This is a genomic window from Sphaerotilus sp. FB-3 (assembly GCF_023706025.1).
Lineage (GTDB): Bacteria > Pseudomonadota > Gammaproteobacteria > Burkholderiales > Burkholderiaceae_C > Sphaerotilus > Sphaerotilus sulfidivorans.
The window spans coordinates 44,402-68,684 of record NZ_BQWE01000031.1 but is presented as its reverse complement, the minus strand read 5'-3'; the positions used below and the strand labels follow the sequence as shown (position 1 = coordinate 68,684).

At 70.8% G+C, this 24,283-nt stretch carries 25 protein-coding genes; 12 read left to right on the top strand and 13 right to left on the bottom strand.

The window, feature by feature from the left end; all coding sequences use genetic code 11:
• Positions 1-11: 11 nt before the first annotated feature.
• From rsmG to NFT33_RS12335, 4 genes are all read right to left on the bottom strand, one after another.
• Positions 12-662 carry a 16S rRNA (guanine(527)-N(7))-methyltransferase RsmG gene (gene rsmG / locus NFT33_RS12350; protein WP_251675867.1) on the bottom strand — a complete coding sequence of 217 codons (651 nt, stop codon included), beginning with the start codon at positions 660-662 and terminating at the stop codon, positions 12-14.
• Complete coding sequence (gene mnmG / locus NFT33_RS12345; RefSeq protein WP_251675691.1) at positions 652-2,649, bottom strand: tRNA uridine-5-carboxymethylaminomethyl(34) synthesis enzyme MnmG; 1,998 nt, start codon at positions 2,647-2,649, stop codon at positions 652-654. Before mnmG ends, rsmG begins: the two co-directional genes overlap by 11 nt.
• Positions 2,650-2,741: 92 nt before the next feature.
• Complete coding sequence (locus NFT33_RS12340; RefSeq protein ID WP_149505040.1) at positions 2,742-2,933, bottom strand: DUF2061 domain-containing protein; 192 nt, start codon at positions 2,931-2,933, stop codon at positions 2,742-2,744.
• 106 nt (positions 2,934-3,039) lie between these two features.
• The gene (locus NFT33_RS12335; protein ID WP_149505041.1) at positions 3,040-3,675 is read right to left on the bottom strand and encodes a UPF0149 family protein; all 636 of its coding nucleotides are present in this window, start codon (positions 3,673-3,675) and stop codon (positions 3,040-3,042) included.
• 51 nt (positions 3,676-3,726) lie between these two features.
• Here NFT33_RS12335 and NFT33_RS12330 point away from each other — a divergent pair, with 51 nt between their 5' ends.
• Both NFT33_RS12330 and NFT33_RS12325 read left to right on the top strand, forming a co-directional pair.
• Positions 3,727-4,032, top strand: coding sequence for a YkgJ family cysteine cluster protein (locus tag NFT33_RS12330; RefSeq protein WP_251675689.1), 306 nt, complete (start codon positions 3,727-3,729; stop codon positions 4,030-4,032).
• Positions 4,033-4,085: 53 nt separating this feature from the next.
• Positions 4,086-4,709, top strand: a complete 624-nt coding sequence (locus NFT33_RS12325) for a glutathione S-transferase family protein (RefSeq protein WP_251675687.1) — start codon at positions 4,086-4,088, stop codon at positions 4,707-4,709.
• 33 nt (positions 4,710-4,742) lie between these two features.
• On the opposite strand, the gene NFT33_RS12320 is transcribed toward NFT33_RS12325, so the two are convergent.
• The 3 genes from NFT33_RS12320 to NFT33_RS19170 form a co-directional block, all read right to left on the bottom strand.
• Entirely contained in the window at positions 4,743-5,612 is an 870-nt protein-coding gene (locus tag NFT33_RS12320) for an AraC family transcriptional regulator (RefSeq protein ID WP_251675685.1), read from the bottom strand.
• Positions 5,613-5,696: 84 nt separating this feature from the next.
• Complete coding sequence (locus NFT33_RS12315; RefSeq protein WP_251675683.1) at positions 5,697-6,212, bottom strand: methylated-DNA--[protein]-cysteine S-methyltransferase; 516 nt, start codon at positions 6,210-6,212, stop codon at positions 5,697-5,699.
• 442 nt (positions 6,213-6,654) lie between these two features.
• Complete coding sequence (locus NFT33_RS19170) at positions 6,655-6,786, bottom strand: hypothetical protein (protein WP_256365861.1); 132 nt, start codon at positions 6,784-6,786, stop codon at positions 6,655-6,657.
• 164 nt (positions 6,787-6,950) lie between these two features.
• Here NFT33_RS19170 and NFT33_RS12310 point away from each other — a divergent pair, with 164 nt between their 5' ends.
• From NFT33_RS12310 to NFT33_RS12300, 3 genes are all read left to right on the top strand, one after another.
• A complete protein-coding gene (locus tag NFT33_RS12310) occupies positions 6,951-8,015 on the top strand; it encodes a M14 family zinc carboxypeptidase (RefSeq protein ID WP_251675682.1) in 1,065 nt (354 codons plus the stop codon).
• 9 nt (positions 8,016-8,024) lie between these two features.
• Positions 8,025-8,996 carry an alpha/beta fold hydrolase gene (locus NFT33_RS12305; RefSeq protein WP_251675679.1) on the top strand — a complete coding sequence of 324 codons (972 nt, stop codon included), beginning with the start codon at positions 8,025-8,027 and terminating at the stop codon, positions 8,994-8,996.
• Between the two features lie 175 nt (positions 8,997-9,171).
• The gene (locus tag NFT33_RS12300; RefSeq protein ID WP_251675677.1) at positions 9,172-10,695 is read left to right on the top strand and encodes an alkaline phosphatase family protein; all 1,524 of its coding nucleotides are present in this window, start codon (positions 9,172-9,174) and stop codon (positions 10,693-10,695) included.
• 33 nt (positions 10,696-10,728) lie between these two features.
• On the opposite strand, the gene NFT33_RS12295 is transcribed toward NFT33_RS12300, so the two are convergent.
• Positions 10,729-11,892 carry a glycerophosphodiester phosphodiesterase gene (locus NFT33_RS12295; RefSeq protein ID WP_251675675.1) on the bottom strand — a complete coding sequence of 388 codons (1,164 nt, stop codon included), beginning with the start codon at positions 11,890-11,892 and terminating at the stop codon, positions 10,729-10,731.
• 82 nt (positions 11,893-11,974) lie between these two features.
• A complete protein-coding gene (locus tag NFT33_RS12290) occupies positions 11,975-12,427 on the bottom strand; it encodes an Lrp/AsnC family transcriptional regulator (protein ID WP_149505047.1) in 453 nt (150 codons plus the stop codon).
• A 104-nt stretch (positions 12,428-12,531) separates the two neighbouring features.
• On the opposite strand from NFT33_RS12290, the gene NFT33_RS12285 reads away from it, so the two are divergent.
• Positions 12,532-13,158 (top strand): LysE family translocator, encoded by a 627-nt coding sequence (locus NFT33_RS12285; RefSeq protein WP_251675673.1) that lies wholly within the window; start codon positions 12,532-12,534, stop codon positions 13,156-13,158.
• Here the strand turns inward: NFT33_RS12285 and NFT33_RS12280 are convergent.
• Complete coding sequence (locus NFT33_RS12280) at positions 13,149-13,583, bottom strand: Lrp/AsnC family transcriptional regulator (protein ID WP_180692987.1); 435 nt, start codon at positions 13,581-13,583, stop codon at positions 13,149-13,151. The genes NFT33_RS12285 and NFT33_RS12280 overlap by 10 nt on opposite strands.
• Before the next feature lie 128 nt (positions 13,584-13,711).
• Here NFT33_RS12280 and NFT33_RS12275 point away from each other — a divergent pair, with 128 nt between their 5' ends.
• From NFT33_RS12275 to NFT33_RS12265, 3 genes are all read left to right on the top strand, one after another.
• A complete protein-coding gene (locus NFT33_RS12275) occupies positions 13,712-14,764 on the top strand; it encodes an ornithine cyclodeaminase (RefSeq protein WP_251675671.1) in 1,053 nt (350 codons plus the stop codon).
• Positions 14,765-14,818: 54 nt separating this feature from the next.
• Complete coding sequence (locus tag NFT33_RS12270; protein WP_251675669.1) at positions 14,819-15,688, top strand: helix-turn-helix transcriptional regulator; 870 nt, start codon at positions 14,819-14,821, stop codon at positions 15,686-15,688.
• Positions 15,689-15,794: 106 nt separating this feature from the next.
• Positions 15,795-16,838, top strand: a complete 1,044-nt coding sequence (locus tag NFT33_RS12265) for an MBL fold metallo-hydrolase (protein ID WP_251675667.1) — start codon at positions 15,795-15,797, stop codon at positions 16,836-16,838.
• Here the strand turns inward: NFT33_RS12265 and NFT33_RS12260 are convergent.
• Entirely contained in the window at positions 16,775-18,166 is a 1,392-nt protein-coding gene (locus NFT33_RS12260) for a sensor histidine kinase (RefSeq protein WP_251675665.1), read from the bottom strand. The genes NFT33_RS12265 and NFT33_RS12260 overlap by 64 nt on opposite strands.
• The gene (locus tag NFT33_RS12255) at positions 18,163-18,819 is read right to left on the bottom strand and encodes a response regulator transcription factor (protein ID WP_251675663.1); all 657 of its coding nucleotides are present in this window, start codon (positions 18,817-18,819) and stop codon (positions 18,163-18,165) included. Before NFT33_RS12255 ends, NFT33_RS12260 begins: the two co-directional genes overlap by 4 nt.
• A gap of 129 nt (positions 18,820-18,948) precedes the next feature.
• On the opposite strand from NFT33_RS12255, the gene NFT33_RS12250 reads away from it, so the two are divergent.
• Together NFT33_RS12250 and NFT33_RS12245 are read left to right on the top strand one after the other, a co-directional pair.
• Positions 18,949-20,628, top strand: coding sequence for a phosphoethanolamine transferase (locus NFT33_RS12250; protein WP_251675661.1), 1,680 nt, complete (start codon positions 18,949-18,951; stop codon positions 20,626-20,628).
• On the top strand, positions 20,613-21,371 hold the full coding sequence (locus NFT33_RS12245; RefSeq protein WP_251675659.1) for a phosphatase PAP2 family protein: 759 nt from the start codon (positions 20,613-20,615) through the stop codon (positions 21,369-21,371). Before NFT33_RS12250 ends, NFT33_RS12245 begins: the two co-directional genes overlap by 16 nt.
• On the opposite strand, the gene NFT33_RS12240 is transcribed toward NFT33_RS12245, so the two are convergent.
• Positions 21,278-22,153 carry an AEC family transporter gene (locus NFT33_RS12240; protein WP_251675657.1) on the bottom strand — a complete coding sequence of 292 codons (876 nt, stop codon included), beginning with the start codon at positions 22,151-22,153 and terminating at the stop codon, positions 21,278-21,280. The two genes, NFT33_RS12245 and NFT33_RS12240, sit on opposite strands and share 94 nt — an antisense overlap.
• A 239-nt stretch (positions 22,154-22,392) precedes the next feature.
• Between NFT33_RS12240 and NFT33_RS12235 the strand changes: the two genes are divergently transcribed.
• Positions 22,393-24,273 carry a DUF1800 domain-containing protein gene (locus NFT33_RS12235; protein WP_251675655.1) on the top strand — a complete coding sequence of 627 codons (1,881 nt, stop codon included), beginning with the start codon at positions 22,393-22,395 and terminating at the stop codon, positions 24,271-24,273.
• The last annotated feature ends 10 nt before the right edge of the window (positions 24,274-24,283 follow it).

The window sequence follows — 24,283 nt, the reverse complement described above, 5'->3', positions numbered from 1 at the left end:
GGCTCGGCCGCTCAGCGCGGTCGCATCCAGACGATGCAGCGCTCGGCGCCGAGGCCCGGCACCGTCAGCGGCTCGATCGCGAAGACCTCGATGTCCGCCGGCAGCGCGGCGATCTCGTCGGCCGGATGCTGGCCCTTCATCGCCATCCAGACGCCACCCTCGGCCAGCAGCGGCCGGGTGAGCGCGACGATGTCGGGCAGCGAGGCGAAGGCGCGTGCGGTGATCACCGGCCAGCGCTGCGTCGTGATCGTCTCGACGCGGGCGTGCAGCGCCTGCAGGTTGGGCAGACGCAGCTCGGCGGCGACCTGGCGCACGAAGGTCGCCTTCTTCTGCACCGCGTCGACGCAGGTCACCTTCAGCGCCGCATCGGTGGCGGCCAGCACCACGCCGGGCAGGCCGCCACCGCTGCCGACATCCAGCAGCGTGTCCGCGCCGGGCGCCTGCGCACGGTGGCGCCGCAGCGGTGCGACCACCGCCAGGCTGTCGAGCAGATGGTGCGTCAGCATCTGTGCCGGGTCGCGCAGCGCGGTCAGGTTGTAGACCTTGTTCCAGCGTGCCATCAGGTCCAGGTAGCCGAGCAGGCGATCGGCCTGGGCCTCGTCGAGCGCACAGCCGAGTGCATCGGCACCGCGCAGAAGTTCAGGCCGGAGTTCAGGCTGCATCGACATCGACGGCTCCTTGCGGGGTGAAGCCGCGGAAGCGGTTCTTCTTCAGATGGACCAGCAGCAGCGAGATGGCCGCCGGCGTGACGCCGGAGATGCGCGAGGCCTGGCCCAGCGTTTCCGGGCGGTGGCGGTCGAGCTTCTGCCTGACCTCGAAGGACAGTGCGGTGACCTGGGCGTAGTCCAGCTCGGGTGGCAGCTTCAGGTGCTCGTACTGGCTGGCACGCTGCACCTCGTCGTTCTGCTTGTCGATGTAGCCGGCGTACTTGGTGGCGATCTCGACCTGCTCGATCACCGCGTCGGCCAGCGTGGCACCGAGCTGGGACTGGAGCGTTTCACGTGAAATGATCAGTTCCGGTGCCGGGTTCGGGCGGTACCGGTCGGTGGTCTGCATCAGCTGGGTCAGCGTGTCGTGCGTGATGCCGGGGCGGCGCAGCAGGTCCGCCAGGCTGTACTCGCGCTCGATCGCCTTGCCCAGCAGCGGCTCGGCCGCCTCGGCCGGAAGGATGGCCGGGAAGACCCAGGTCGACTTCAGCCGCTCGCTCTCGCGCGCGATGGCGTCGCGCTTGCGGTTGAAGGCCTCCCAGCGGGCGTCGTCGATCAGCCCGATGGTGCGGCCCAGCTCGGTCAGGCGCAGGTCGGCGTTGTCCTCGCGCAGCTGCAGCCGGAACTCGGCGCGGCTGGTGAACATGCGATAGGGTTCGGTCACGCCCTTGGTGATCAGGTCGTCGACCATCACGCCCAGATAGGCCTGGTCGCGGCGCAGCGTGAAGGGGCCCTGCTCGCGCACCTGCAGCGCGGCATTGATGCCGGCGAACAGGCCCTGCGCGGCGGCTTCCTCGTAGCCGGTGGTGCCGTTGATCTGGCCGGCGAAATAGAGGCCGCGGATCGCCTTCGTCTCGAAGCTCGACTGCAGCTCGCGCGGGTCGAAGTAGTCGTACTCGATCGCGTAGCCGGGGCGGGTGATGTAGGCGTTCTCCAGGCCCGCCATCGAGCGGATGGCCGCCAGCTGCACATCGAAGGGCAGCGAGGTCGAGACGCCGTTCGGATAGAACTCGGTCGTCGTCAGGCTCTCGGGCTCCAGGAAGATCTGGTGCGAGTCCTTGTCGGCGAAGCGGTTGATCTTGTCCTCGATCGACGGGCAGTAGCGCGGGCCCACGCCTTCGATCACGCCGGTGAACATCGGGCTGCGGTCGAAGCCGCTGCGCAGGATCTCGTGCGTGCGCAGATTGGTGTGCGTGATCCAGCACGGCACCTGGCGCGGATGCTGGTCGGCCGAGCCGAGGAAGCTGAACACCGGCACCGGGTCGAGATCGCCAGGCTGCTCCTCGCACTTCGAGAAGTCGATCGAGCGGCCGTCGATGCGCGGCGGCGTGCCGGTCTTGAGCCGTCCCTGCGGCAGCTTCAGCTCCTTCAGCCGGCTTGAGAGGCTCACCGCCGGCGGGTCGCCCGCGCGGCCGGCCGGGTGGTTCTGCAGGCCGACATGGACCTTGCCGTCCAGGAAGGTGCCGGCGGTCAGCACGACCGCCCGCGCCTTGAAGCGGATGCCGATCTGCGTGACCGCGCCGACCACGCGTGCGCCCTCGCCATCGCCCTCGACCATCAGGTCGTCGACTGCCTGCTGGAAGATCGACAGGTTGGGCTGGTTCTCCAGGCGGCGGCGGATCGCGGCCTTGTAGAGAATGCGGTCGGCCTGCGCGCGGGTGGCGCGCACGGCCGGGCCCTTGCTCGAGTTGAGGATGCGGAACTGGATGCCGCCCTCGTCGGTGGCCAGCGCCATCGCGCCGCCGAGTGCGTCGACCTCCTTGACCAGATGGCCCTTGCCGATCCCGCCGATCGACGGGTTGCAGCTCATCTGGCCGAGGGTCTCGATGTTGTGGGTCAGCAGCAGCGTGGCGCAGCCCATGCGGGCAGCGGCCAGTGCGGCCTCGGTGCCGGCGTGGCCGCCGCCGACGACGATGACGTCAAATTCCTGGGGGTAGAGCATCACGGGCTCCCTGAAATGGGGCCCGCGCGGGGCGCGCGGACAAACCTTCTATTCTAGGTTTGACCGCGTTCCGCGTCAGCATCGGGGTGGCCTCAGGCGGCGACGATCTCGCCGCTGTCCTCGCGCCGGTTCCACCAGCGGTCGAAGAAGTAGTGCGCGACGGTGTTGACCACCGGTTCGACGAAGGTGATCGCGCCGGCGATGGTCCAGCTGCCGGTCAGCGAGTAGCTGACACCGAAGGCGATGCCGATGTGCATGACGCCGAAGGTCGCTGACTTGGCCATGAGGGTCTCCTTGTCCTGGTGATGCGGGCGGGATGGCGATGGAGGCATCTTCCCATGCCGACCTGCATCATTGGATGAGACTATCAAATGGCTGCGATAGATATGCTCAAGCCTTGGCGCAGAGCGGGTGGCGCGCCAGCTCGGCGATCGCGTCCGGCACCTGGCGGCTCAGCGTGTCACGGCCTTCCGGCGAACCGACCAGCTCCTGCTGCTGCGGCGTCAGGGTCTCGGGATCGCTGCCGAGCAGCACGATCGGGGTCAGCGCGTCGGCCAGCTCGGCGTCATCGAAGATGCGGTTCCAGTGCTCCGGCGTCATGGCCGTGCCCTGCAGGAAGCCGATGCACCACAGCTCGGCATCGACGATCTCCTGCACCTCGTCGCTGTCCTCGGCCTCGACTTCGGCGATGCCGAACAGCGGCTCCAGCGTCTCCGGATCGGCGCGCAGCTGGCGGTCGATCGAGGCCAGATGACGCAGCACCAGCTGGGCGACCTTCTTGGTCTGCTTGCCGCTGCCGAAGGGCGCCTTCGCCGGATCCTGGCCGCCCCAGACGCGCGTGACCCAGACATCGGCCTCGGGCAGCGCGGGCGACAGCAGCAGTGCGGTCAGGTAGCCGTCGAGGCTTTCCATGTCGGCGACCGCATCCTCGGCCTCGATGAAGGACAGCAGCTCGTCGAGCTCGTCCATCTCCTGCTCGGTCAGCGGCGGATTGTCGACGGCAGGGTTGTACTGGGGCAATTTCACGTGAAGGGCCTCGCTGAAGGGGAGGCCGCAGTGTGGCACGATCAGGTCACCATGCAATGTCGTCCTCGCTGCGCCGCCTGCTGCATCGCGCCCTCGATCTCCAGCCCGATTCCCGGCATGCCGGACGGCAAGCCGGCGGGCGTGCCCTGCGTGCAGCTCGACGAGGAACTGCGCTGCCGCCTCTTCGGCCGACCGGAGCGCCCGGCGGTCTGCGGCGGCCTGCAGCCGGACGAGGACATGTGCGGCAGCAGCCGCGAGCAGGCGCTGCGCTGGCTCGGGCATCTGGAGGATCAGACCTGTCCGCAGACGGACCCGGACCCGGCTCATGAGCTGCCGGGGCGTCGCGCAGCGGACTGACGCGGGCTGAGGTCGCCCTCATGCTTGTGAGTTCCGAACCGAGGAGACCCGCGATGAGACTGCACACCACCCGCCGCGCGCCCAACCCGCGCCGCGTTCACATGTTCCTGGCCGAGAAGGGCCTGGAGATCGAGACGGTCGAGGTCGCGCTGGATGGCGTTGCCAACCGCTCGGGCGAGCTGCTGGCGCGCAGCCCCTTCGGCCGGGTGCCGGTGCTGGAGCTCGACGACGGCCGCTGTCTTGGCGAGACCCGCGCGATCTGTGCCTGGATCGAGGGCCATCACCCCGAGCCGAACCTGATGGGCTCGGATGTCGACGAGCGGGCCTTCATCGAGATGCACGACCGCCGCGCCGAGTTCCACCTGCTGCTGCCGATCGCGAACTGGATCCGCCACGGCCATCCGGGCCTGGCGCCGCTGGAGCAGCCGCAGTTTCCGGACTTCGCTACGGCGCAGGCCGGCAAGCTGCGCGAGTTCGCCCAGGTCTTCGATGCCGAACTGGCGACGCGCCCGTGGTGGGCCGGCGATCGTTTCAGCATCGCCGACATCACCGCCTTCTGCGCGATCGAGTTCGTGCGCGGGCTGATGCGCTGGCAGCCCGGCGAGCAGGGTCTGCCCAACCTTCAGGCCTGGCGGGACCGCGTCGCCGCCCGGCCGAGCGCGAAGGCCGGGATGTGAGCGCGCGTGAGGCGCGATCTCAGTCGTTGCGCGTCACTGTGCTGACACCCTGGAGCGGACGGTCTGCTCCTGCCGCCAGCGCGCCGGAGCCTGCCCCAGGCGCTGGCTGAAGATGCGGGTCAGTGCCGCGGCCGAGCCATAGCCGACGGCCGTGGCCACTTCGGCCACGCCCAGGCCCTCGCGCAACAGCAGCCGGGCGCGGCGCAGGCGCCAGTCCAGCAGATAGTCGCCCGGCGGCTGGCCGACGACGCGGGCAAAGCGCTCGGCCAGCGCGGTGCGCGACAGGCCGCCCAGCCGGGCCAGTTCCGCCAGGGACCAGGCATGCTCCGGCTGGCGGTGGATCGCATCGAGCACCGGGCGCAGCGCAGGATCGCTCAGGCCGGCCAGCAGGCTGCCGCTGCCGCCGCGCATCCGGTCGAGCTGATGGCGCAGCCATTGCAGCAGCAGCACCTCCACCAGCCGCGACAGCATGGGCGCGTGCGCGCAGCCCTGGCCTTCGACCTCTTCGACGATGAGGGCCAGCGTGGCGCCCATCGCGGCCGGCAGATCGCGCCGCGCCAGCACCAGCCGGTGCGGCAGTGCGTCGAGCAGCGGATTCAGCCCGGATTCGCCGAAATCCACAGGCACATCGAAGGCCTGCATCGGCTGGTCGCTCATCGGCATCAGCCGATGGCGGGCGGGGGCCGGCAGCCAGACCAGCACCGGCTGCAGCCACTGCTCGCGCGGCAGGCGCTCGGCATCCTCGCCATCGCCCTCGATCTGCACCGGACCGCGCAGCAGCAGATGCAGACGGCCCGAATCGGCCAGCACCCGCGACCCTTGGGTCAGATCCAGGGCGGACAGCGGCCCGGCGCGCAGCGGAAAACAGGGCAGGAGCGCTGCCAGACGATCGTTCAGAGCCATTTTTCCTGGGGTTGAAGCCAGAACAGGAATCAAGAAAATGGCTGAATTATTGATCAATCGTCCCCATGGGGCTCCGAGGAGGAATCAGCGCTCTGTGGCGGCCTCGAAGGCGAGCAGCTGGCGCTTGCGCTCGAGGCCGCCGGCATAGCCGGTCAAGGCGCCGTCACGCCCGACCAGCCGGTGGCAGGGCACCAGGATGGACAGCGGATTGCGTCCGGTGGCCGCCCCCACCGCCCGGGCTGCACCCGGGCGTCCGACCGCGGCGGCCAGCTCGCCGTAGCTGCAGGTGCGGCCATGTGGAATGCGGCTCAGGGCCTGCCAGATGCTCTGCTGGAAGGCACTGCCTTCGGGCGCCAGCGGCAGGTCGAAGTCGATTCGCCGGCCGGCGTGCCAGTCGTGCAGCTGGGTGGCCGCCTCGCGCAGCAGCGGGTGATGATCGTCGCGCTGCCAGTCGGCCTGCGGTCCGTCGAAATGGCGCTGGCCGACGAACCAGGCGCCGGCCAGTGCAGCCCGCTCGTCCCGGCCGCGGGCCGCCAGGATCATCGTGCCGAGCGGGGTATCCAGCGCGGTCCAGAACAGGGAAGGCAGAGGGGTCGCCATGTCGTCGCTCCTGATCGAAAAGTCGGAAAGCCAGGGGGGCGACGGCATCTTATCCACAGCACGGCGGCCTGTCGTCAGCGGGCCGCCGTGCGGCGTTCTGCGCATGAAGATCAGCGGCGAGGCTCAGTTCTCCACAATCTTGTCCACAGATTTATCCACAGGTCATCACAAGGAGGTGAGCCAGAAGCCGTCAGATCATCGAAGCTGTGCACAGCTTCTCTTCAGGTCATGCACAGACTTGTCCAGAAAAACCGGGGACTTGATGGCAAGTCATTGATTCAATTGGATAAAAAATCTGATGGCTCGATTCAGGAGATCAACTTGTCCACAGGAAATATCATGCTTGTGCACACGATCATCAGAGTTATGCACAGACTTGTCCACAGGACTCGATCGCAAGAACGGCCGCGCAGCCTGCTGCATTTTTCGACTTGTCCACAGCTCAGCGCTGGCGCTGGCGGCGACATTTCCACAGGGCGAAGATCTCCACGGCGCCGGCCAGCGCCGCTGCGCCGAGGATCAGCAGCGGATGGGTCAGCACGCGCATCGTGAGAGGCAGGCGGGCGCGGGTCATGGCGGGCTCCTGGGCGGGTGGGGAAAGGCGCGATCGTGGCGGGCGCCGGTGTCAGCGCCGTGACGTGTTCGAGCTGTCGCGGTTCTGTCATTTCCGGTTGCTAGCCTGTCCGACCCGAAGACGACAGAAGAAGCTGCACGAACGAGCAGCACGGAAAGGGCGGAGTGACGGCAGCAGATCAGGTCCATCGGCAGGCAGCGCGGCTGGAGCTGGCTGCGCTGGTCGAGCTGGAGCGGCTGATTGCCGAGGCCGGCCCCTGGGTTCGGGTGCGCACCGCCTGCGAGGTCGAGGTGGCGGGCCGCCGTTTGCCGGTGCCGGTGGTGACGATGGGCAGCGAGGATCCGCAGGCGCCGGCGGTCGGCCTGTTCGGCGGCGTGCACGGCCTGGAGCGCATCGGCGCCGAGGTGGTGCTGGCCTATCTGCGCACGCTGGTCAGCCGCCTGCCCTGGGACCGGGTGCAGCAGCGCCAGCTCGAGTCGCTCAGGCTGGTCTTCATGCCGCTGGTCAATCCGGGCGGGCTGTGGCTGGGCACGCGCGCCAATCCGCAGGGCGTCGACCTGATGCGCAATGCGCCGCAGGATGCCGTCGGCCGGGTGCCCTTCCTGGTCGGCGGCCAGCGCCTGAGTGCGGCCCTGCCCTGGTACCGCGGCCCGGCCGGTGCGCCGATGCAGGCCGAGAGCCAGGCGCTGTGCGATGTGGTCGAGCAGGAACTGCTCGGCCGGCCCTTCAGCCTGGCGGTGGACTGCCATTCCGGCTTCGGGCTGCATGACCGGATCTGGTTTCCGTACGCCTGCCGCCGCGAGCCGATCGGGTGGCTGCCGGAGCTGCATGCGCTGAAGGCGCTGCTCGATGCCAGCCAGGTGCATCACCCCTATGTCTTCGAGCCGCAGAGCCGGCTCTACCTCGCGCACGGCGACCTGTGGGATCACCTGAGCCTGGGCGCGCAGGCGCGCGACGCCCGCGCGGTCTTCCTGTCGCTGACGCTGGAGATGGGCTCCTGGCTGTGGGTGCGCAAGAACCCGCGCCAGCTCTTCTCGCGCGACGGCCTGTTCAACCCGCTGATCGCGCACCGGCAGCAGCGCGTGCTGCGCCGCCACATCGGCTGGCTGGATTTCCTGACCCGGGCGGCCAGCGGCCATGCGCTGTGGCTGCCGCAGGGCGCCGAGCGCGAACGCTGTCGCCGCGCGGCGCTGGCCCACTGGTATCCCGAGCATGAATCCCGAACGTGAATCCCGATCATGAGGCGATCGATGATGGATCTGAGCGAGATGGCGTCACGCTGGCCTGAGCGGGTTTCGGCGGGTGCGTCGGTGGCGGTATCAGGCACGGCGCCGGTCTGCGTGCTGCTGCGCGGGCTGGGCCGCGATGCGCGCCACTGGGGCGATTTCCCGGCGCGGCTGTCGCGGGCCTGGTCGGGCGAGCGGCCTCTGCTGCTGAAGCCCGATCTGCCGGGCAACGGCCGCGCGCATCTGCAGACCTGCGCCAGCCGGGTCGAGGACATGGTCGAGCCGCTGCGCGAGCAGGTCCGCGCGCAGCTGGGCGCGGCAGGCCTGGGCGGTCGACCGCTGCATCTGCTGGCGATGTCGCTGGGCGCGATGGTGGCCATCGCCTGGGCACAGCGCCATCCCGGCGAGCTGGCCGGCATGGTGCTGATCAACACCAGTGTGCGGCCGCTCAATCCCTTCTGGCAGCGCCTGCGGCCGCGCGCCTGGCCGGTGCTGCTGCGCAGCCAGCTCGGCCTGATGTCCCTGCCCGAGCGCGAAGCGGCCATCCTGGCGCTGACCAGCCGCATCGCGGCCGACTCGCCCGGGGTGAAAGCGCTGCTGGACGACTGGGTCGGCTGGCAGCAGGCCTGGCCGGTGCGCCACAGCAATGTGCTGCGCCAGCTGCTGGCCGCGGCGCGCTTTCATGCGCCAGAGCAGGCGCCGCCTGTGCCGCTGCTGCTGCTGGCCGGCGCGGGCGACCGGCTGGTCGATCCCGCCTGCAGCCGCCGGCTGGCCCGCACCTGGCAGGTGCCGCTGCTCGAGCATGCACAGGCTGGGCATGATCTGCCGCTGGACGATCCGGACTGGGTGGCTCATCAGGCGAGCCTCTTTTTCAGCCGGCCAGCCGCTTCGTGTCAATTTGTTTCACCGTGTCCGGGCCCGCAGGGCAGGGTCGCTCCGCTTGTCATCGGAAAAGGTTCAGATCGGGCGCTGTCAGACGGATGAAATCCGTGTCCGGCCGGCCCTCGGGCGGATCACGCCTGAATCAGGCCTTGTTGCCATCCCGCGAATGAGCGGGTGGTTTCTGGACCTGCTGGAGAGATGGAAAAAAACGCCCTGATACATCCGGTACTTTGAAGATTTCCTTCTGCTGGCTTCAATGCGCCCACCAGGGGGACGCATGCACATGCAGATGGATGTCAGGCACAAGGTGCTGCTGGTCGAGCTCAACGAGATCAACTGGCGCGTGGTCGACCGGCTGATCGAGCAGCGAGGCGAGGACTTCCTGCCGAACTTCCGCCGGCTGCGCCAGCAGGGCGCCTGGGCGGTGCAGTCGGCGGTGGAGCGCCCGCCGCTGCTCGATCCCTGGATCACCTGGGTCACGCTGCACACCGGCGTGCCGCCGGCGGTGCATGGCGCCTCGGTGCTGGAGCAGTCCTCCGATTCGATCGCGGCGCCGCGGCTGTGGCATCACGCTGCCGAGGCCGGCCGTCGGGTCGGCGTGTTCGGCAGCATCAGCTCCTACCCGCCGCCGCCGCTCGACGGCTTTGTCGTGCCCGGACCGTTTGCGCCGAGCGACGCGACCTGGCCCTCGCGGCTCGAGCCGGTGCAGGCGATCAACCGCCGCTACACCCAGGTCCACAACCGCACCACCCGCGCGCCGACGCTGGCCGAGAACGCCGCCACCGGCCTGGCGCTGCTGCGCATGGGGCTGAGCCTGTCGACGATGGCGCATGTGGCCCGGCAGCTGGTCGGCGAGCGCCTGGGCAGCGCCGAGCGCTGGCGGCGGGTGCTGCTGCAGCCGCGGCTGAACTGGGACATCTTCTCGGCGCTGTACCGCCGGGAGCGTCCCGACTTCGCCACATGGCACAGCAACCATGCCGCGCACTTCATGCACCACTACTGGCGTGCCTGGGATGACGGCGTCTTCCCGGTCAAGTCCTCGCCCGAGGAGCGGCGCGGCTACGGCCAGGCGGTGCCCGAGGGCTACCGGCTGTGCGACGAGCTGATCGGCCGGGCGATGGCGGCGATCGACGACGACACCGTGCTGGTGGTGGCCTCCAGCATGGGCCAGCAGCCCTACATCAGCGAGCGCTACCGCGAGGGCAAGGTGATCGTGCGGGTGCGCGACATCGAGCGGCTGCTGGCGGTGGTGGGCCGCGACGGCATCTCGGAGGTGGTGCCCACCATGGTGCCGCAGTGGAACCTGCGCGTCGCCGATCCGGCGCGCCGCGCCGCGATCAAGGCGCTGTTCGAGAACGCCTGGCGCGAGTGCGAGGGCAATGGCAATGGCGATGGCCAGCGCGAGGCGGCCTTCGTCGTGCAGGAAACCGAGGCCATCCTGACCCTGACTCCGCTCGGGCTGACGCAGGCCGGCGGCCGCTGGCGCTACCGTTTTCCCGGCGCGCCGGGCGACCGCGCCGAAGGCTTCCCGATCACCGAGCTGATGGCGGTGGACGCGCCGACGGTCAAGCAGGGCATGCACCATCCGGACGGTCTGCTGGCCTTCTTCGGCCGCGGCGTCGCCGCCGGCCAGCGCCTCCCTGACTGCAGCAACCTGGACGTGGCGCCGACCCTGCTGGCGCTGATGGACATCGCCATTCCCGCCGTGATGCCGGGCCAGGTGCTCGGCGTGACCGAGCGGCTCGGGCGCCTGGGCCAGGCGCGCCAGCAGCAGGCCGTGCCGGCGCTGCGGGCCGCCTGAAGGTTCCAGGCCGCGGGGCGACCTGGGGCGGACTCAGAGCCCCTTCAGCGCCGCCACGCCAGTGGCGGGAAAATCGGTGAAGACGCCGTCGACGCCGAGCTTCATGTAGTACTGCATCTCGGCCTTCGGATCGGCGAAGCCGTAGCCGCTGGCGTCGTCGCGGAAGGTCCAGGTGTGCACCATCAGGCCCTTGGCGTGCGCCATCTCGATCACGCCGGTGCTGCCGTCGACGCGGCGGTCGTTGATCGTGATCTTGCCGTCGCCATTGCGGTCGACCTGATCGTTGACCGTCTTGACCAGATAGGGCTTCCACGGGCCGATCGCGTCGGCGTAGGTCTTGACGAAGTCCAGGCCCGAGCTGGTCAGCAGGTCGGAGAACTGGCGGGTGTCGCCCGACACCACGAAGTCGTAGGGCTGGCGGTAGGGCGCCACCAGCGACATCGAGCCGTCGTCCTTGACATCGTCGGCGTCGATCAGCTGCACCAGGCGGATCTTCGTCTTCGTGCGCAGGTACTGCAGGTTCGAGACCTCGAAGGACTGGATGAAGACCGGCGCGCTCGCGCTGTTGCCGTAGATCGGGTGCAGCGTGGCGAGCAGCTTGTCCTCGAAGACATTGGCGCCGAACAGGCCCTTGTGGAAGGTCGAGTGCTTGATCTCCGGATAGATGCCGACGCTGCGGCCGACCTTGGCGCCTTCGGTCTGCGCCAGCGCGATCACCTCGGCCAGCGTCGGGATCTCGTACAGGCCGTCGAAGGCGCTGGAGCGGGTCGAGCGCGACTGCTTCGCGCGCAGCGTCCTGATCTCGGCCAGCGTGAAGTCGCTGGCGAAGTAGGCGGTGGTCGAGACGCCGTCGACCAGCTTCGTGGTCTTGCGGCTGGCGTCGAACTTGGTCGCGACGTCGGTGGTGTCGTCGAGCATCGGCTCGTGGCGGGCAATCATCACCCCGTCCTTGGTCAGCACCAGGTCGGGCTCGATGAAGTCGGCGCCGCGCGCGATCGCGCGCTCGTAGGCCGCCAGCGTGTGCTCGGGCAGCTCGCCGCTGGCGCCGCGGTGGCCGATGACCAGCGGGGCCGCGCCGCTCAGGGTCTTGTAGGGCGCGGCGGCGGGCGCCGGGGTGGCGTCGTCGTCGCCGCCGCCGCAGGCCTGCAGCAGCGAGAGCGTGGCCGCGGCCACCAGGATCCGGATGCGGATGCGCATGAGGGGTCTCCGTGCGTGTCGATGTCGACGGAGATTCTGTAAAGCGGGGGTGACAGCGCGGTGAAGCGGCCGTGTCAGCCGCTCACAGCGGCAGCGGCCGGTCCGCGACGATGCTCTTCATCACCAGGGTGGACGACAGGCGCAGCACGCCCGGCAGCCTGGAGAGCTCGCGGTCGTACAGCAGCTGGAAGGCGCCGAGGTCGCGGGTCACGACATGGAGCATGAAGTCCGGGTCGCCGAACAGGCGCTCGGCGCGGATCACCGCCTGCACGCCCAGCACCGCCTCCTCGAAGGCCTGCACGCTCTCGCCGCTGGTGTCGCGCAGCGAGACGAAGACGATCGCCGAGAACTGCAGCCCGACCGCCGCCGCGTCGATCTTCGGCGCATAGCCGGTGATCACGCCGCCGGCCTCCAGCGCGCGCAGCCGGCGGTGGCAGGGCGACAGGCTCAGGCCCACCTTCTGCGCCAGGTCGGTGACAGAAATGCGCCCGTCCTGCTGCAGCTCGGCAAGAATCTTCCGGTCAATCGCGTCCATGCGGAAAATTCTACTCAGGATGCGCGTCGTGGCGGGAAAGATCGGCAGCACTTTCCCGGCCGGAATTCCTACGATCCCTGGCAAGGATGAAAGGAAAAGCCACGATGTCTGCCGCTCTGCTGCTCGCGTTCTGGGCCGTGTCGATCTCGCTGGTGCTGGTGCCCGGCGCCGACTGGGCGTACGCGATCGCCGCCGGTCTGCGCGAGCGGGCCATCGCGCCGGCGATCGCCGGCATGCTGCTGGGCTATCTGGCGATCACGCTGGTGGTGGCGGCCGGGGTCGGCGCGCTGGTGACCCGGCACCCGGAGCTGCTGACGCTGATGAGCCTGGCCGGCGCGGCCTATCTGCTGTGGCTGGGCGCGCAGGTCATCCGCCATCCGGCGGTGCCCGAAGCGGGGCAGGGGGCGGCGGATCGTCCGCGGGACTGGGTGCGGCGCGGCTTTCTGGTCAGCGGCATGAATCCGAAGGCGCTGCTGCTGATGCTGGCGCTGCTGCCGCAGTTCACCCGCGCGCAGGCGCCCTGGGCGGTGGAGCTGCAGATCGGCGCGCTGGGCCTGGTGCAGATGCTCAACTGCGCGGTGGTCTATTCGCTGGTGGCGGTGGCCTCGCGGCTGGTGCTGCGCACCCGACCGGCGGCCGCACGCCGGGTCAGTCGCCTGTCGGGCGTGGCGATGATCGCGGTGGCGGCGCTGCTGCTGGCCGAGCAGCTGGCGCGGCACGCCTACTTGTAGGTCCCCAGCAGCAGGCTGGTCTCGGTCGTCGAGATGCCGTCGAGCAGCCGGACCGTGTTGAGCACCTGGTCGAAGGCCTGCAGGCTGTCGGTGCGCAGCTCGGCGATCAGGTCCCAGCGGCCGTTGGTGGTGTGCAGCGCCACCACGCTGGGGTGGCCGGTCAGCGCGTGGCGAACCTCGGCGGCGCGGTTGCCCTCCACCGCGATGCTCATCACCGCGCGGATCGCATGGCGCTCGACGTCCGGGCGCAGCTGCACGGTGTAGCCGACGATCGTGCCCTCGCGCTCCAGCCGCGCGATGCGGTTCTGCACCGTCGCGCGGGTCACGCCCAGCGCGCGCGCCAGCGCCGCCACCGGCGTGCGGGCGTCGCGGCGCAGCAGCGCGATCAGCTTCAGGTCGGTCTCGTCCAGGCTGGGTGTGCTCATGTTGCGCAATCGGGTGAGCGAAACGCTCGATTTTGCGATCGCTTCGATCGGTCTGTGGGCTTCTTTCTGGCCGCAGGCACCGGAAGAATGCCCGTCATCCCGCAATCTTTCCGGCAGGGGAGTCCCCCATGACCCGCTTCATCGACGTGGCCACGATGGCCGACCTGGTGGCCGAATGCGGCCTCGAGACCTTTCTCGGCGATCTGGCCGATGCGCTGGCGGCCGACTTCGTGCGCTGGCCCGAGTTCGACAAGTCGGCCCGCGTGGCCAGCCATTCCGAGGTCGGCGTGATCGAGCTGATGCCGGCGGCCGACCGCCAGCGCTACGCCTTCAAGTACGTCAACGGCCACCCGGCCAACACCCGGCGCGGCCTCTACACCGTGATGGCCTTCGGCGTGCTGGCCGATGTCGACACCGGCTGGCCGGTGCTGCTGTCGGAGCTGACGCTGGCCACCGCGCTGCGCACCGCCGCGACCTCGCTGATGGCGGCGCGTGCGCTGGCCCGGCCCGACGCGCGCCGCATGGCGCTGATCGGCAACGGCGCGCAGGCCGAGTTCCAGGCGCTGGCCTTTCACGCCCATCTGGGCATCGAGGAGATCGTCGCCTTCGACGTCGACCCGGCCGCGACCGACAAGCTGATGCGCAACCTCGCGCAGGCTGCACCGGGCCTGCGGGTGCGCCGCGCCGCAGGCACCCGCGAGGCGGTGCGCGGCGCCGACATCGTCACGACGATCACCGCCGACAAGACCCGCGCCACCATCCTGACGCCGGACCTGATCGAGCCCGGCATGCACCTGAACGCCGTCGGCGGCGACTGCCCCGGCAAGACCGAGCTGCATGCCGACGTGCTGCGCGCCGCCCGCGTCTTCGTCGAATACGAGCCGCAGACCCGCATCGAGGGCGACATCCAGCAGCTGCCGGCCGACTTTCCCGTCGTGGATCTCTGGCGGGTGCTGGCCGGACAGGCCGAGGGCCGCCAGCGGGCGGACCAGGTGACGGTCTTCGATTCGGTCGGCTTCGCGCTGGAGGACTTCTCGACGCTGCGGCTGGTGGCCGAGCGCGCCGAGGCGCTCGGCCTGGGCGAGACGATCGAGCTGGTGCCCTCTGCCGATGATCCGAAGGACCTGTTCCGCCACACCCGCCGCGGCCGCGCCCGCCGGGCGCTGCGCCGCGCGGCCTGAGCGGCGCGCCGGGCCCGCTCGCGGCATCATGGGCGGATCTGCCGAGGTCCGCCGATGAATGCTCCCGCCGCTCCGATCGATCTGCTGCTGTCGCGACTGCTGGCGCTGAGCCGTGACGAGACGCGTCCGCCCTGTGGCTGCCTGCGTGCGGTGCAGGGGCACGCGATCAAGTCTGCCGAGCTGAGCCAGCCGGTGCTGGTGCTGCCGCTGCTCGGCAGCAAGCGCCTGCGCGACGAGACGCCGTGGCAGGACGTCGGTCCCGGCCAGCTGATGGTGGTGCCGGGGGCCCGGCGGGTCGACATGGAACACCGGCCGGACAGGCTGACGGGCGAATATGTCGCGGTCGGGCTGTTCGTGCCGGAGTCGGTGCGCGCCGCTGCCCGCCGGCTCTGGGACCGGCCGGTGCCCGGACTGGCCGGCGAGGTGGCGGTGCTGGCGCTGACGGTGCATCCCGAGCTGACCGAGGGCTGGCGGCAGTGGGCGCTGGCGGTCGAGCAGGGGCGCGCGCTGCAGGCCGACCATGCGCTGCTCGGGCTGGTGCTGCGGCTGTGCGAGCTGGGCCACGCCGGCCTGCTTGCGCCGGTGGAGCTGCGGCTGGCTGCACGCATTCACGCGATGGTGGCCGAGCGACCGGCGCGGGACTGGAGCTCCGACGACATCGAGCGCGCCACCGGCCTGAGCGGCGCGACGCTGCGCCGGCGCCTGGCCGACGAGGGCACCAGCCTGCGCCGGGTGCTGGTCGAGGCGCGGCTGGCCTGCGCGCTGCAGCTGCTCTACACCACCCGGCTGCCGGTCAAGACGGTGGCGCAGCGGGTCGGCTACCGCTCGGTGTCGAGCTTCGTGCGCCGCTTCGGCGAGCGCTACGGCGTCGAGCCCTCGCGCATCGGTCTGGGCGCGCCGCTGCCCGAGCCGCTGGCGGCCTGAGCACGGGGCCTGCTGAGCGTTTCGCGCACGACTCTGAGCGCCGCGCGCATGCCGGCCCGCCTACGCTGTCGACATCGATGTTGCGCCCAACCCAGGAGAGATCCCGATGACGATCATGCCGAAGACGACGACGAAGACGACGAGATTCCCGCTGCGCCGCGCCCTGGCTGCCGCGCTGCTGCCGCTGGCCGCGCTGGGCGCGACGCTGGCTCCGCTGGCCGAGGCGCAGGCGGCGGCGCCCGCGCAGCAGCGCAGCCAGGTCCCGGGCTACTACCGCGCCGCCTTCGGCGACTTCGAGGTCACCGCGCTGTTCGATGGCGTCGTGCCGCTGGCGCCGGGGCTGCTCAAGGGGCTGGCCGCCGACGAGATCCAGACGCTGCTGGCACGCATGTTCCTGGAGACCACGCCGGGCGTGCAGACCGCGGTCAATGCCTTCCTGATCCATACCGGGCAGAAGCTGGTGCTGGTCGATGCCGGTGCCGCCGCCTGCTTCGGTCCGACGCTGGGCCGCATCCAGGACAACCTGAAGGCCGCCGGCTACCGGCCCGAGCAGGTCGACACGGTGCTGCTGACCCACATGCATGCCGACCACCTCTGCGGCCTGCGTGATGCGCAGGGCCGCGCGGCCTTCCCGAACGCCACCGTGCGTGTCGCCGCACGCGACGCCGGCTTCTGGCTCGACGAGAAGACCGCCGCCAGCGCACCGAAGGAGATGCAGGGCTTCTTCAGGATGGCGAGCGAGGCGGTGGCGCCCTATCGCGAGGCCGGCCGGCTGTCGACCTTCGAGCCGGGCGAGGTGCTGCTGCCCGGCGTCACCGCGATGGCGACGAACGGCCACACGCCCGGCCACAGCGCCTTCCTGTTCGAGTCGCAGGGCCGCCGGCTGCTGGTCTGGGGCGATCTGGTGCACTCGCATGCGGTGCAGTTCGCGCGGCCCGCGGTCAGCATCGAGTTCGACACCGATCCGGCGCAGGCGATCGCCACCCGCCGCCAGGTGTTCGAGCAGGCCGCCAGCCAGGGCTGGTCGATCGCCGGTGCGCACCTGCCCTTTCCCGGCCTGGGCCGGGTCGGCCGCGAGGGCGCGACCTACCGCTGGGTGCCGGCCGAGTTCGGCCCGCTGCCGGCCGCGACGGCGCCGTCGTCGCGCTGATCCGCCGGCTCGCTGAGCGTCAGCGTCACCGCCAGGCCGCTGCCGTAGGGCGAGGGGCCCAGGCGCAGCCGACCGCCGTGCGCACGCGCCACCAGGTCGGCCAGCATCAGGCCCAGGCCGGTGCGGCCCTCGTAGGCCTGGGTGTCGAGCGCCTGCTGCAGCGCCTGCAGCCGCACCGGATCGATGCCGGGGCCGTCGTCGACCAGGCGCAGACCGCCGTCGACCGGCTCGACGCTGACCTGCCGCGCGCCGTGGCGCACCGCGTTGTCGAGCAGATTGGCCAGCGCGGCGGTGAGCAGATCCGCATCGGCGGGCAGCGGCGTGGCCCGTGCCGGGCCCTCTGCCGTGAAGGCCGCGGCAAAGTCCAGCCGCAGGCCCGGCATCGGGATGTCGGCCAGCAGCTCGGCCGCATCCACCGGCCGGCGCTCGATGTCCACGCCGGAGCGGAACAGCGTCAGCAGCGCGGTCACCACCCGCGACAGCCGCGCGGCGGCCTCCCGGGTGCGCTGCAGGCGCTGGTGGGTGCCGGTCGCCTCCGGCGGGCATTCGCGCAGGGCCACCGCCAGCTGCGCGTCCATGCCGGCCAGCGGGGTGCGCAGCGCATGGGCCGCATGCGCGACCACCGCGCGCTCCTGGCGGATGCGCTGCGCCAGGCGTCGGCCCAGCTCGTCGATCGCGTCGCGGATCGGCTGCAGCTCCACCCGCTCGGCCGGAGGCAGCGCGGTGCCGCTGTCCATCGGATCATGGTGCTGCACCTGGGCCGAGAGCTGGTCGAGCGGCAGCAGCTCGCGCCGGGCGCGCCGGCGCAGCGCGGTCGCACCGCCGACGCCGACCAGCAGCGCCGCCACCAGCGTGCCCAGCGTGACATCGCCCAGCGCCTCCAGCCGCTCCTCGCGCGACTGGGCGACATAGAGAATGCGCCCCTCGCGGCCGAGCGCCAGGCCATAGACCCGCCAGCCCTCGGGCGAATGGCTCAGGCCTTCGCGGTGGCGCGGCAGCAGCGGCTCGGCCGGCGCCCGCGAGGAGCGGATCACCACATGCTCGCCCCGGTCGACCACCTGCCAGGAGAAGCGGCTGCTGCCCGGCGCCAGCGAGACGGTGGCCGCGGCCTGCTGCAGCACCGCGTCCTGGGTGGCCGCATCCGGCAGCAGGCCGGAGATCAGCCCGGCCGAGGCGATCAGCGCGTCATCGAGCAGCTCGTCGACCTCGTGCTCGACCACCAGCCAGACCGCCAGCGCGGCCAGCAGGCCCCAGGTGACGGCGATCCACAGCAGCGCCGACGACAGCCGGGCGCCGATCGACTGCACCGCGACGGCGGTGCGGCTCATGTCGTCGCGAGCCGGTAGCCCATGCCGCGCACCGTCTCGATCAGCTCGCGGCCGAGCTTGCGCCGCAGCGCCGAGATGTGCACCTCCAGCGCATTGCTGACCACTTCGGCATCGTTGCCCAGCACCAGCGCGTCCAGATCGGTCTTCGAGACGATGCGCCCGGCGCGCAGCACCAGCGCCTCCAGCACCGCCCATTCGCGTGCGGTCAGCTCGACGCGCCGGCCCTCGAGCCGGGCGGTGCGCCCGCTCAGCTCGATCTCGACCGCGCCGATGCGCCGCACGTCGCTGGCGCTGCCGGCCGAGCGGCGGCAGACCGCACGCAGCCGGGCCGCCATTTCCTCCGGCTCGAAGGGCTTGACCAGGTAGTCGTCGGCGCCGGCGTCCAGGCCGTTGATGCGGTCGCCGAGCCGGTCGCGTGCGGTCAGCATCAGGATCGGCGTGCTCAGGCCGCGCCGGCGCAGCGTGCGCACCCAGTCGATGCCGGAGCCGTCGGGCAGCTGCCAGTCCACCAGCAGCGCGTCATAGGGCTCGCCGGCCATCAGCATCGCGTCGCCGAGGCGCTGGAACCAGTCGACGCCGTGGCCTTCCACCCGCAGGAAATCGCGCAGGCCTTCGCCGAGGATGGGGTCGTCTTCAAGAAGGAGCAGTCTCATGACGCGCGACGCTAGCATTTCCGCCTCCGCTGCGGGGCGATGTCCCGGCGGGCGGCTGCACCTTCACGCAGGTTCAGCCTGGCTTCATCGGCGCTCGGCGCAATCGGGCGCCCTGGATGGGTCGACCGCATGAATCTTTCCGCCTTCTTCGCCCTTCCCGCCCCGGTGCGGCTGCCGCCGTCCTGGCGCCGATCGTGGTCGTCGGAAGGGCTGCTGCTGGCCGTCAGCGTGTTCTTGCTGCTCAGCGCCAACTCCGCCTTCTTCCGCCAAGCGCTGACCGGCCGCGCGCTCGGCGATCCGTCCTCCTGGGGCTTCGGCCTGGCGCTGGCGCTGGCGCTGCTGGCGCTGAACTTCCTGGTGCTGGGCCTGTTCTGCCACGGTCGGCTGCTCAAGCCGGTGGCGGCGCTGCTGATCCTGGTCGCCGCGGGCGGCTCCCACTTCATCGGGACCTTCGGCGTCTACCTCGATCCGTCGATGCTGCGCAACGCGCTGCGCACCGATCCGGCAGAGGCGCGCGAGCTGATCGGGCCGGCGCTGGCGCTGCGCCTGGGGCTGCAGGCCGCGCTGCCGATCGCGCTGCTGGCGTGGCTGCCGCTGCGCCGGCGCCCGTTCGCGAAGGCGGCGCTGGCGCGCACGCTGTGGCTGCTCGGCGCGCTGGTGCTGCTGGTGGCGGCGGTGATGATCGAGTTCCGGCCGCTGTCGTCGATGATGCGCAACCAGCGCGAGCTGCGCTACCTGATCACGCCGGCCAACGTGCTGTGGTCGGCCGGCAGCGTCATCGCCGCCGACCTCAAGGGCGCAGCCAGGCCGCGCCAGCCGATCGGGCTGGATGCCGCGCCGGGGCCGCGCATGAGCGCGCGCACTCGGCCGATGCGGGTGGTGCTGGTCGTCGGCGAGACCGCACGCGCGGCCAACTGGGGCCTGAACGGCCATGCGCGCCAGACCACGCCGGAGCTGGCGGCCGTGCCCGGCCTGATCAACTTCCCGCAGACTTCCAGCTGCGGCACCAACACCGAGGTCTCGGTGCCGTGCATGTTCGCGCCGGTGGGCCGGCGCGACTACGACGAGGACCGCATCCGCGGCAGCGAGTCGCTGCTGCATGTGCTCGCGCGGGCCGGCGTCGACGTGCTCTGGCGCGACAACCAGTCCGGCTGCAAGGGTGTCTGCGACGGCCTGCCCAGCGAGGAGATGGTGCGTCTCGACCCGCCAGGGCTGTGCGCCGAGGGCCGCTGCCTCGACGAGGCGCTGCTGGCCGGCCTGGACGAGCGGCTGGCCAGCGCCAGGGGCAGCGGCCTCATCGTGCTGCACATGCTGGGCAACCACGGCCCGTCCTATTTCCGCCGCTATCCCGAGCGTTTCGCCCGCTTCCAGCCGGCCTGCCAGAGCGATGACCTGCGCCAGTGCGACAGCACCGCCATCGCCAATGCCTACGACAACGCACTGCTCTACACCGACCATGTGCTGGTCACGCTGATCGCACGGCTGCAGGCGCAGGCGCAGTCGTCCCAGGTCGACACCGCGATGATCTATCTCTCCGACCACGGCGAGTCGCTGGGCGAGTCGAATCTCTTTTTGCACGGCCTGCCCTGGGCGATCGCGCCGGAGGTGCAGAAGCGCGTGCCGATGGTGATGTGGTTCTCCGACGGCCTGGCGCGCCAGGAGCGGCTCGACCTCGACTGCCTGCGCCGGCGCGCCGCGCAGCCGGCCGCGCATGACCATCTGTTCCACACGCTGCTGGGCCTGCTCGACGTGCGCACCGCGCTGCACGAGCCGGCGCTGGACCTGCTGGCCGGATGCCGCCGCTCGTGACGCTGCCCGCATCCCCGGCCGTGCACCGGCGCGACCTGCCTGTCCTGCTGGCGGCGCTGCTGGCGGTGCTGGCCTGGGATGCCTCCGGGCTGGACCTGGCGGTGATGCGCCTGCTGGGCGATGCCGGCGGCTTTCCGCTGCGCCAGGCCTGGTGGACCCGCTCGCTGCTGCATGACGGCGGTCGCTGGCTCGGCTGGATGCTGCTGGCGCTGCTGGCCTTCGATGCCTGGCGGCCGCTGCTGGCCGGCCCGTCGCGCGCCGAGCGCTGCCGCTGGCTGGCGGTCACGCTGGCCGCGGCGCTGCTGGTGCCGGGCCTCAAGCGCATCAGCCGCACCAGCTGCCCCTGGGATCTGGCCGAGTTCGGCGCTCAGGCCGCCACGCCGGTGCTGCATGTCTCGCACTGGGCCTGGGGCGTGTTCGATGGCGGCGCCGGCCACTGCTTTCCGTCCGGCCATGCGGCCGGTGCCTTCTGCTTCCTGAGCGGCTATTTCCTGCTGCGCGCGCACCGGCCGCGGCTGGCGCGGGTCTGGCTGGCCGGCACGCTGCTGGCCGGAGTGCTGTTCGGGCTGGCGCAGACGCTGCGCGGCGCGCACTATCCCAGCCACACGCTGTGGAGCGCCTGGCTGTGCGCCGCGCTGTGCGTGGCGGCTCAGCGCAGCGCCACCGCCAGCGCGGCCGACAGCACCAGCGGCGCGATGGCGTTGCCGATCAGCACGATCGACGCCACCCGGTCGGGCTCCTGAGCGTAGCGCTCGGCGAACATGTAGTTCAGCACCGCCGGCGGCAGCGCGCCGTAGATCAGCAGCAGGCCCTGCTCGCGCTTGGGCAGGCCGAAGGCGTGTGCCGCCATCCAGGCCGCGGCTGTCCCGGCCAGCGGGCGCAGCAGCGCGCCCTTCAGCCCGAAGCCGATCGCGCCGATGCGCGACTCCGCCATCCGCACGCCCAGCGCCAGCAGCATCAGCGGCACCGCGATGTCGCCGACCATGCGGACCGCGGTCATCAGCGGCGGCCACACGCCCAGGCCCGACAGGCTGACCGCCACGCCCGCGAAGGCCGCCAGCACCGAGGGCGAACGCCAGGCGTCGACCAGCCGCGCGTGGTGGTCCAGCAGCCAGACGCCGAAGGAGAAGTGCACCAGATTGGTCACCGCGAACATCACCACCGCCGGGGCCAGCGCCTCCGGGCCGAAGGCCAGCACCGCCAGCGGCAGGCCGAGGTTGCCGCTGTTGCAGAACATCATCGGCGGCACCAGCGTGCGCGGGTCGATGCCGCGCCAGCGCGCCACCGCCCAGCCCGCCAGTCCGCTGCCGGCCAGCACCGCCAGCGTCGCGCCCAGCAGCGGCAGATCGTCGGCCGGCCGGATCTCGCGTCCGGCCAGCGCGGCGAAGACCAGCGCCGGGGTGAAGACCTCCATGTTGAGCCGGTTGGCTTCGGCCAGGTCGGGCCGGTAGCGCCGGCCGACGAGATAGCCCAGCGCGGTGATCGCGAAGAGCGGGAACAGGATCGAGACGATGCGCATCAGCATGCCGCCACGATAGGCGCATCCCGCCCGCTCTGCCCGACCGGGTGTGCCGCCCGGACAACACCGGCCCCGGTGTCCGGGCGTGATGCATCGCACGACTTCCCGTGCGGCACCTGATTTGCGGGGGGCATCTCGCCAGCCGCCTGACGCTCGGTTACTGATATGTCACGGACTGTTGCCGAAAATGCAAAAGCATCGGGCGTGAACGGGGGTTCGCGCGGCAACAGGATTTGGAGAAGATCGTGGAAGAACGACGACAGCGGCGCTCCGGGCGTCTGCCGATCCGCCTCGCGGCCCGCGCGGCGACTGCACTGGGGGGGCTGCTGCTGGCGGGCGCACCCGCCGTCGCCCAGACCGGGGCCACCTTCCTGATCGACGGTGTGCCCTACACCAGCGCCGCCTGCGCTGCCGAGTGGGGCACCTGCTATTTCGAGGGCACCCGCCGCATCGCCTACGGCATTCCGGGCAAGTGGCTCTACCGCTATGCCACCGGCAGCCAGGCCTGCTCCAGCCCGGCCTTCGGCAAGGATCCGGCCTTCGGCAAGAAGAAGTTCTGCTACGCCACCGCCTCGACGGTGCTGATTCCGCCGACCACGCCGTACCCGGCGCCGCTGACGCCGGCGCAGAAGCAGGCTGCCCGGCTGCTGAACCAGGCGACCTGGGGCGCGACCGCCAGCGAGATCGCCCGGGCCGCGACGATGACGCCGGCGGCCTGGATCGACGACCAGCTGGCCCGGCCGCTGAGCACGCCCAGCCATTTCGACTATGTGGCGATGAAGGGCCCGCTGGGCACCTCGGAGCACATCAACGCCTTCATGGAGAGCTTCTGGTCGCAGGCGGTCACCGGCCAGGACCAGCTGCGCCAGCGCATGACCATCGCGCTGGCCGAGATCTTCGTCACCAGCGCGGTCAACAGCGGCATCGACACCCAGCCGGCCGCGCATGCCGCCTACATCGACCTGCTGGCCCGGCATGCCTTCGGCAACTACCGCCAGCTGCTCGAGGCGGTGTCGCTCAGTCCGGCGATGGGCATCTACCTGTCGCACATGAACAATCAGAAGGAGGACGCCGCCACCGGCCGCCTGCCCGACGAGAACTATGCGCGTGAGGTGATGCAGCTCTTCAGCATCGGCCTGTGGAAGCTCAACCAGGACGGTTCGCGCCAGCTCGACGCCAGTGGCAACCCGATCCCGACCTACGGCATTCCCGAGGTCATGGGCATGGCCAAGGTCTTCACCGGCTGGACCTTCAACGGCGTGCGGGCCTGGAACGCGCCGATGATGAACAACCCGGCGATCACCTCGACCTCGGCCAAGGCGATCGTCAACGGGGTGGTGATCCCGGCCGGCACCGACGGGCCGACCTCGCTGAAGATCGCGCTCGACACCCTGGCCAACCATCCGAACGTCGCGCCCTTCATGAGCGAGCAGCTCATCAAGCGCTTCGTCACCAGCAATCCGAGCCGCGCCTATGTGGCCCGGGTCGCGGCGGTCTGGGCCAACAACGGCCGTGGCGTGCGCGGTGATCTGGCGGCGGTGCTGCGCGCCATCCTGCTCGACACCGAGGCCCGCAGCGACACGATGCTGGCCGATGCCCGCTACGGCAAGCTGCGCGAGCCGATGATGCGCTTCGGCCACTGGCTGCGCGCCTTCAATGCCCGGCCGAACGACGGCGTCTGGACGATCTGGAATCTGGAAGACCCGGTGACCAGCCTGGGCCAGAACCCGCAGCGCTCGCCCAGCGTCTTCAACTTCTTCCGGCCCGACTATGCGCCGCCGGGGCCGATCCTGGGCGCCGGCCTGACGGCGCCGGAGTTCCAGATCACCCACGAGACGACGCTGACCGGCTACAGCAACTTCATGTCCTACCTGGCCGAGCGCGGCTTCGGCGGCAAGATCCTGCCGAGCTACAGCCGCTACGAGGCGGTGGCCGACAACGCCGAGACGCTGCTGAGCCTGCTCGACCTGGAGCTGACCGCCGGGCAGATGAGCGCCTCGACCAAGGCGACCATCACCGAGGTGATGAACACCCTGCCGGTGACGCTGCCCAACGCCCGCCGGCTGCGGGTCTGGAAGGCGGTCTATCTGGTGATGACCTCGCCTGAGTATGTGGTGCAGCGCTGAGCGCGCGACG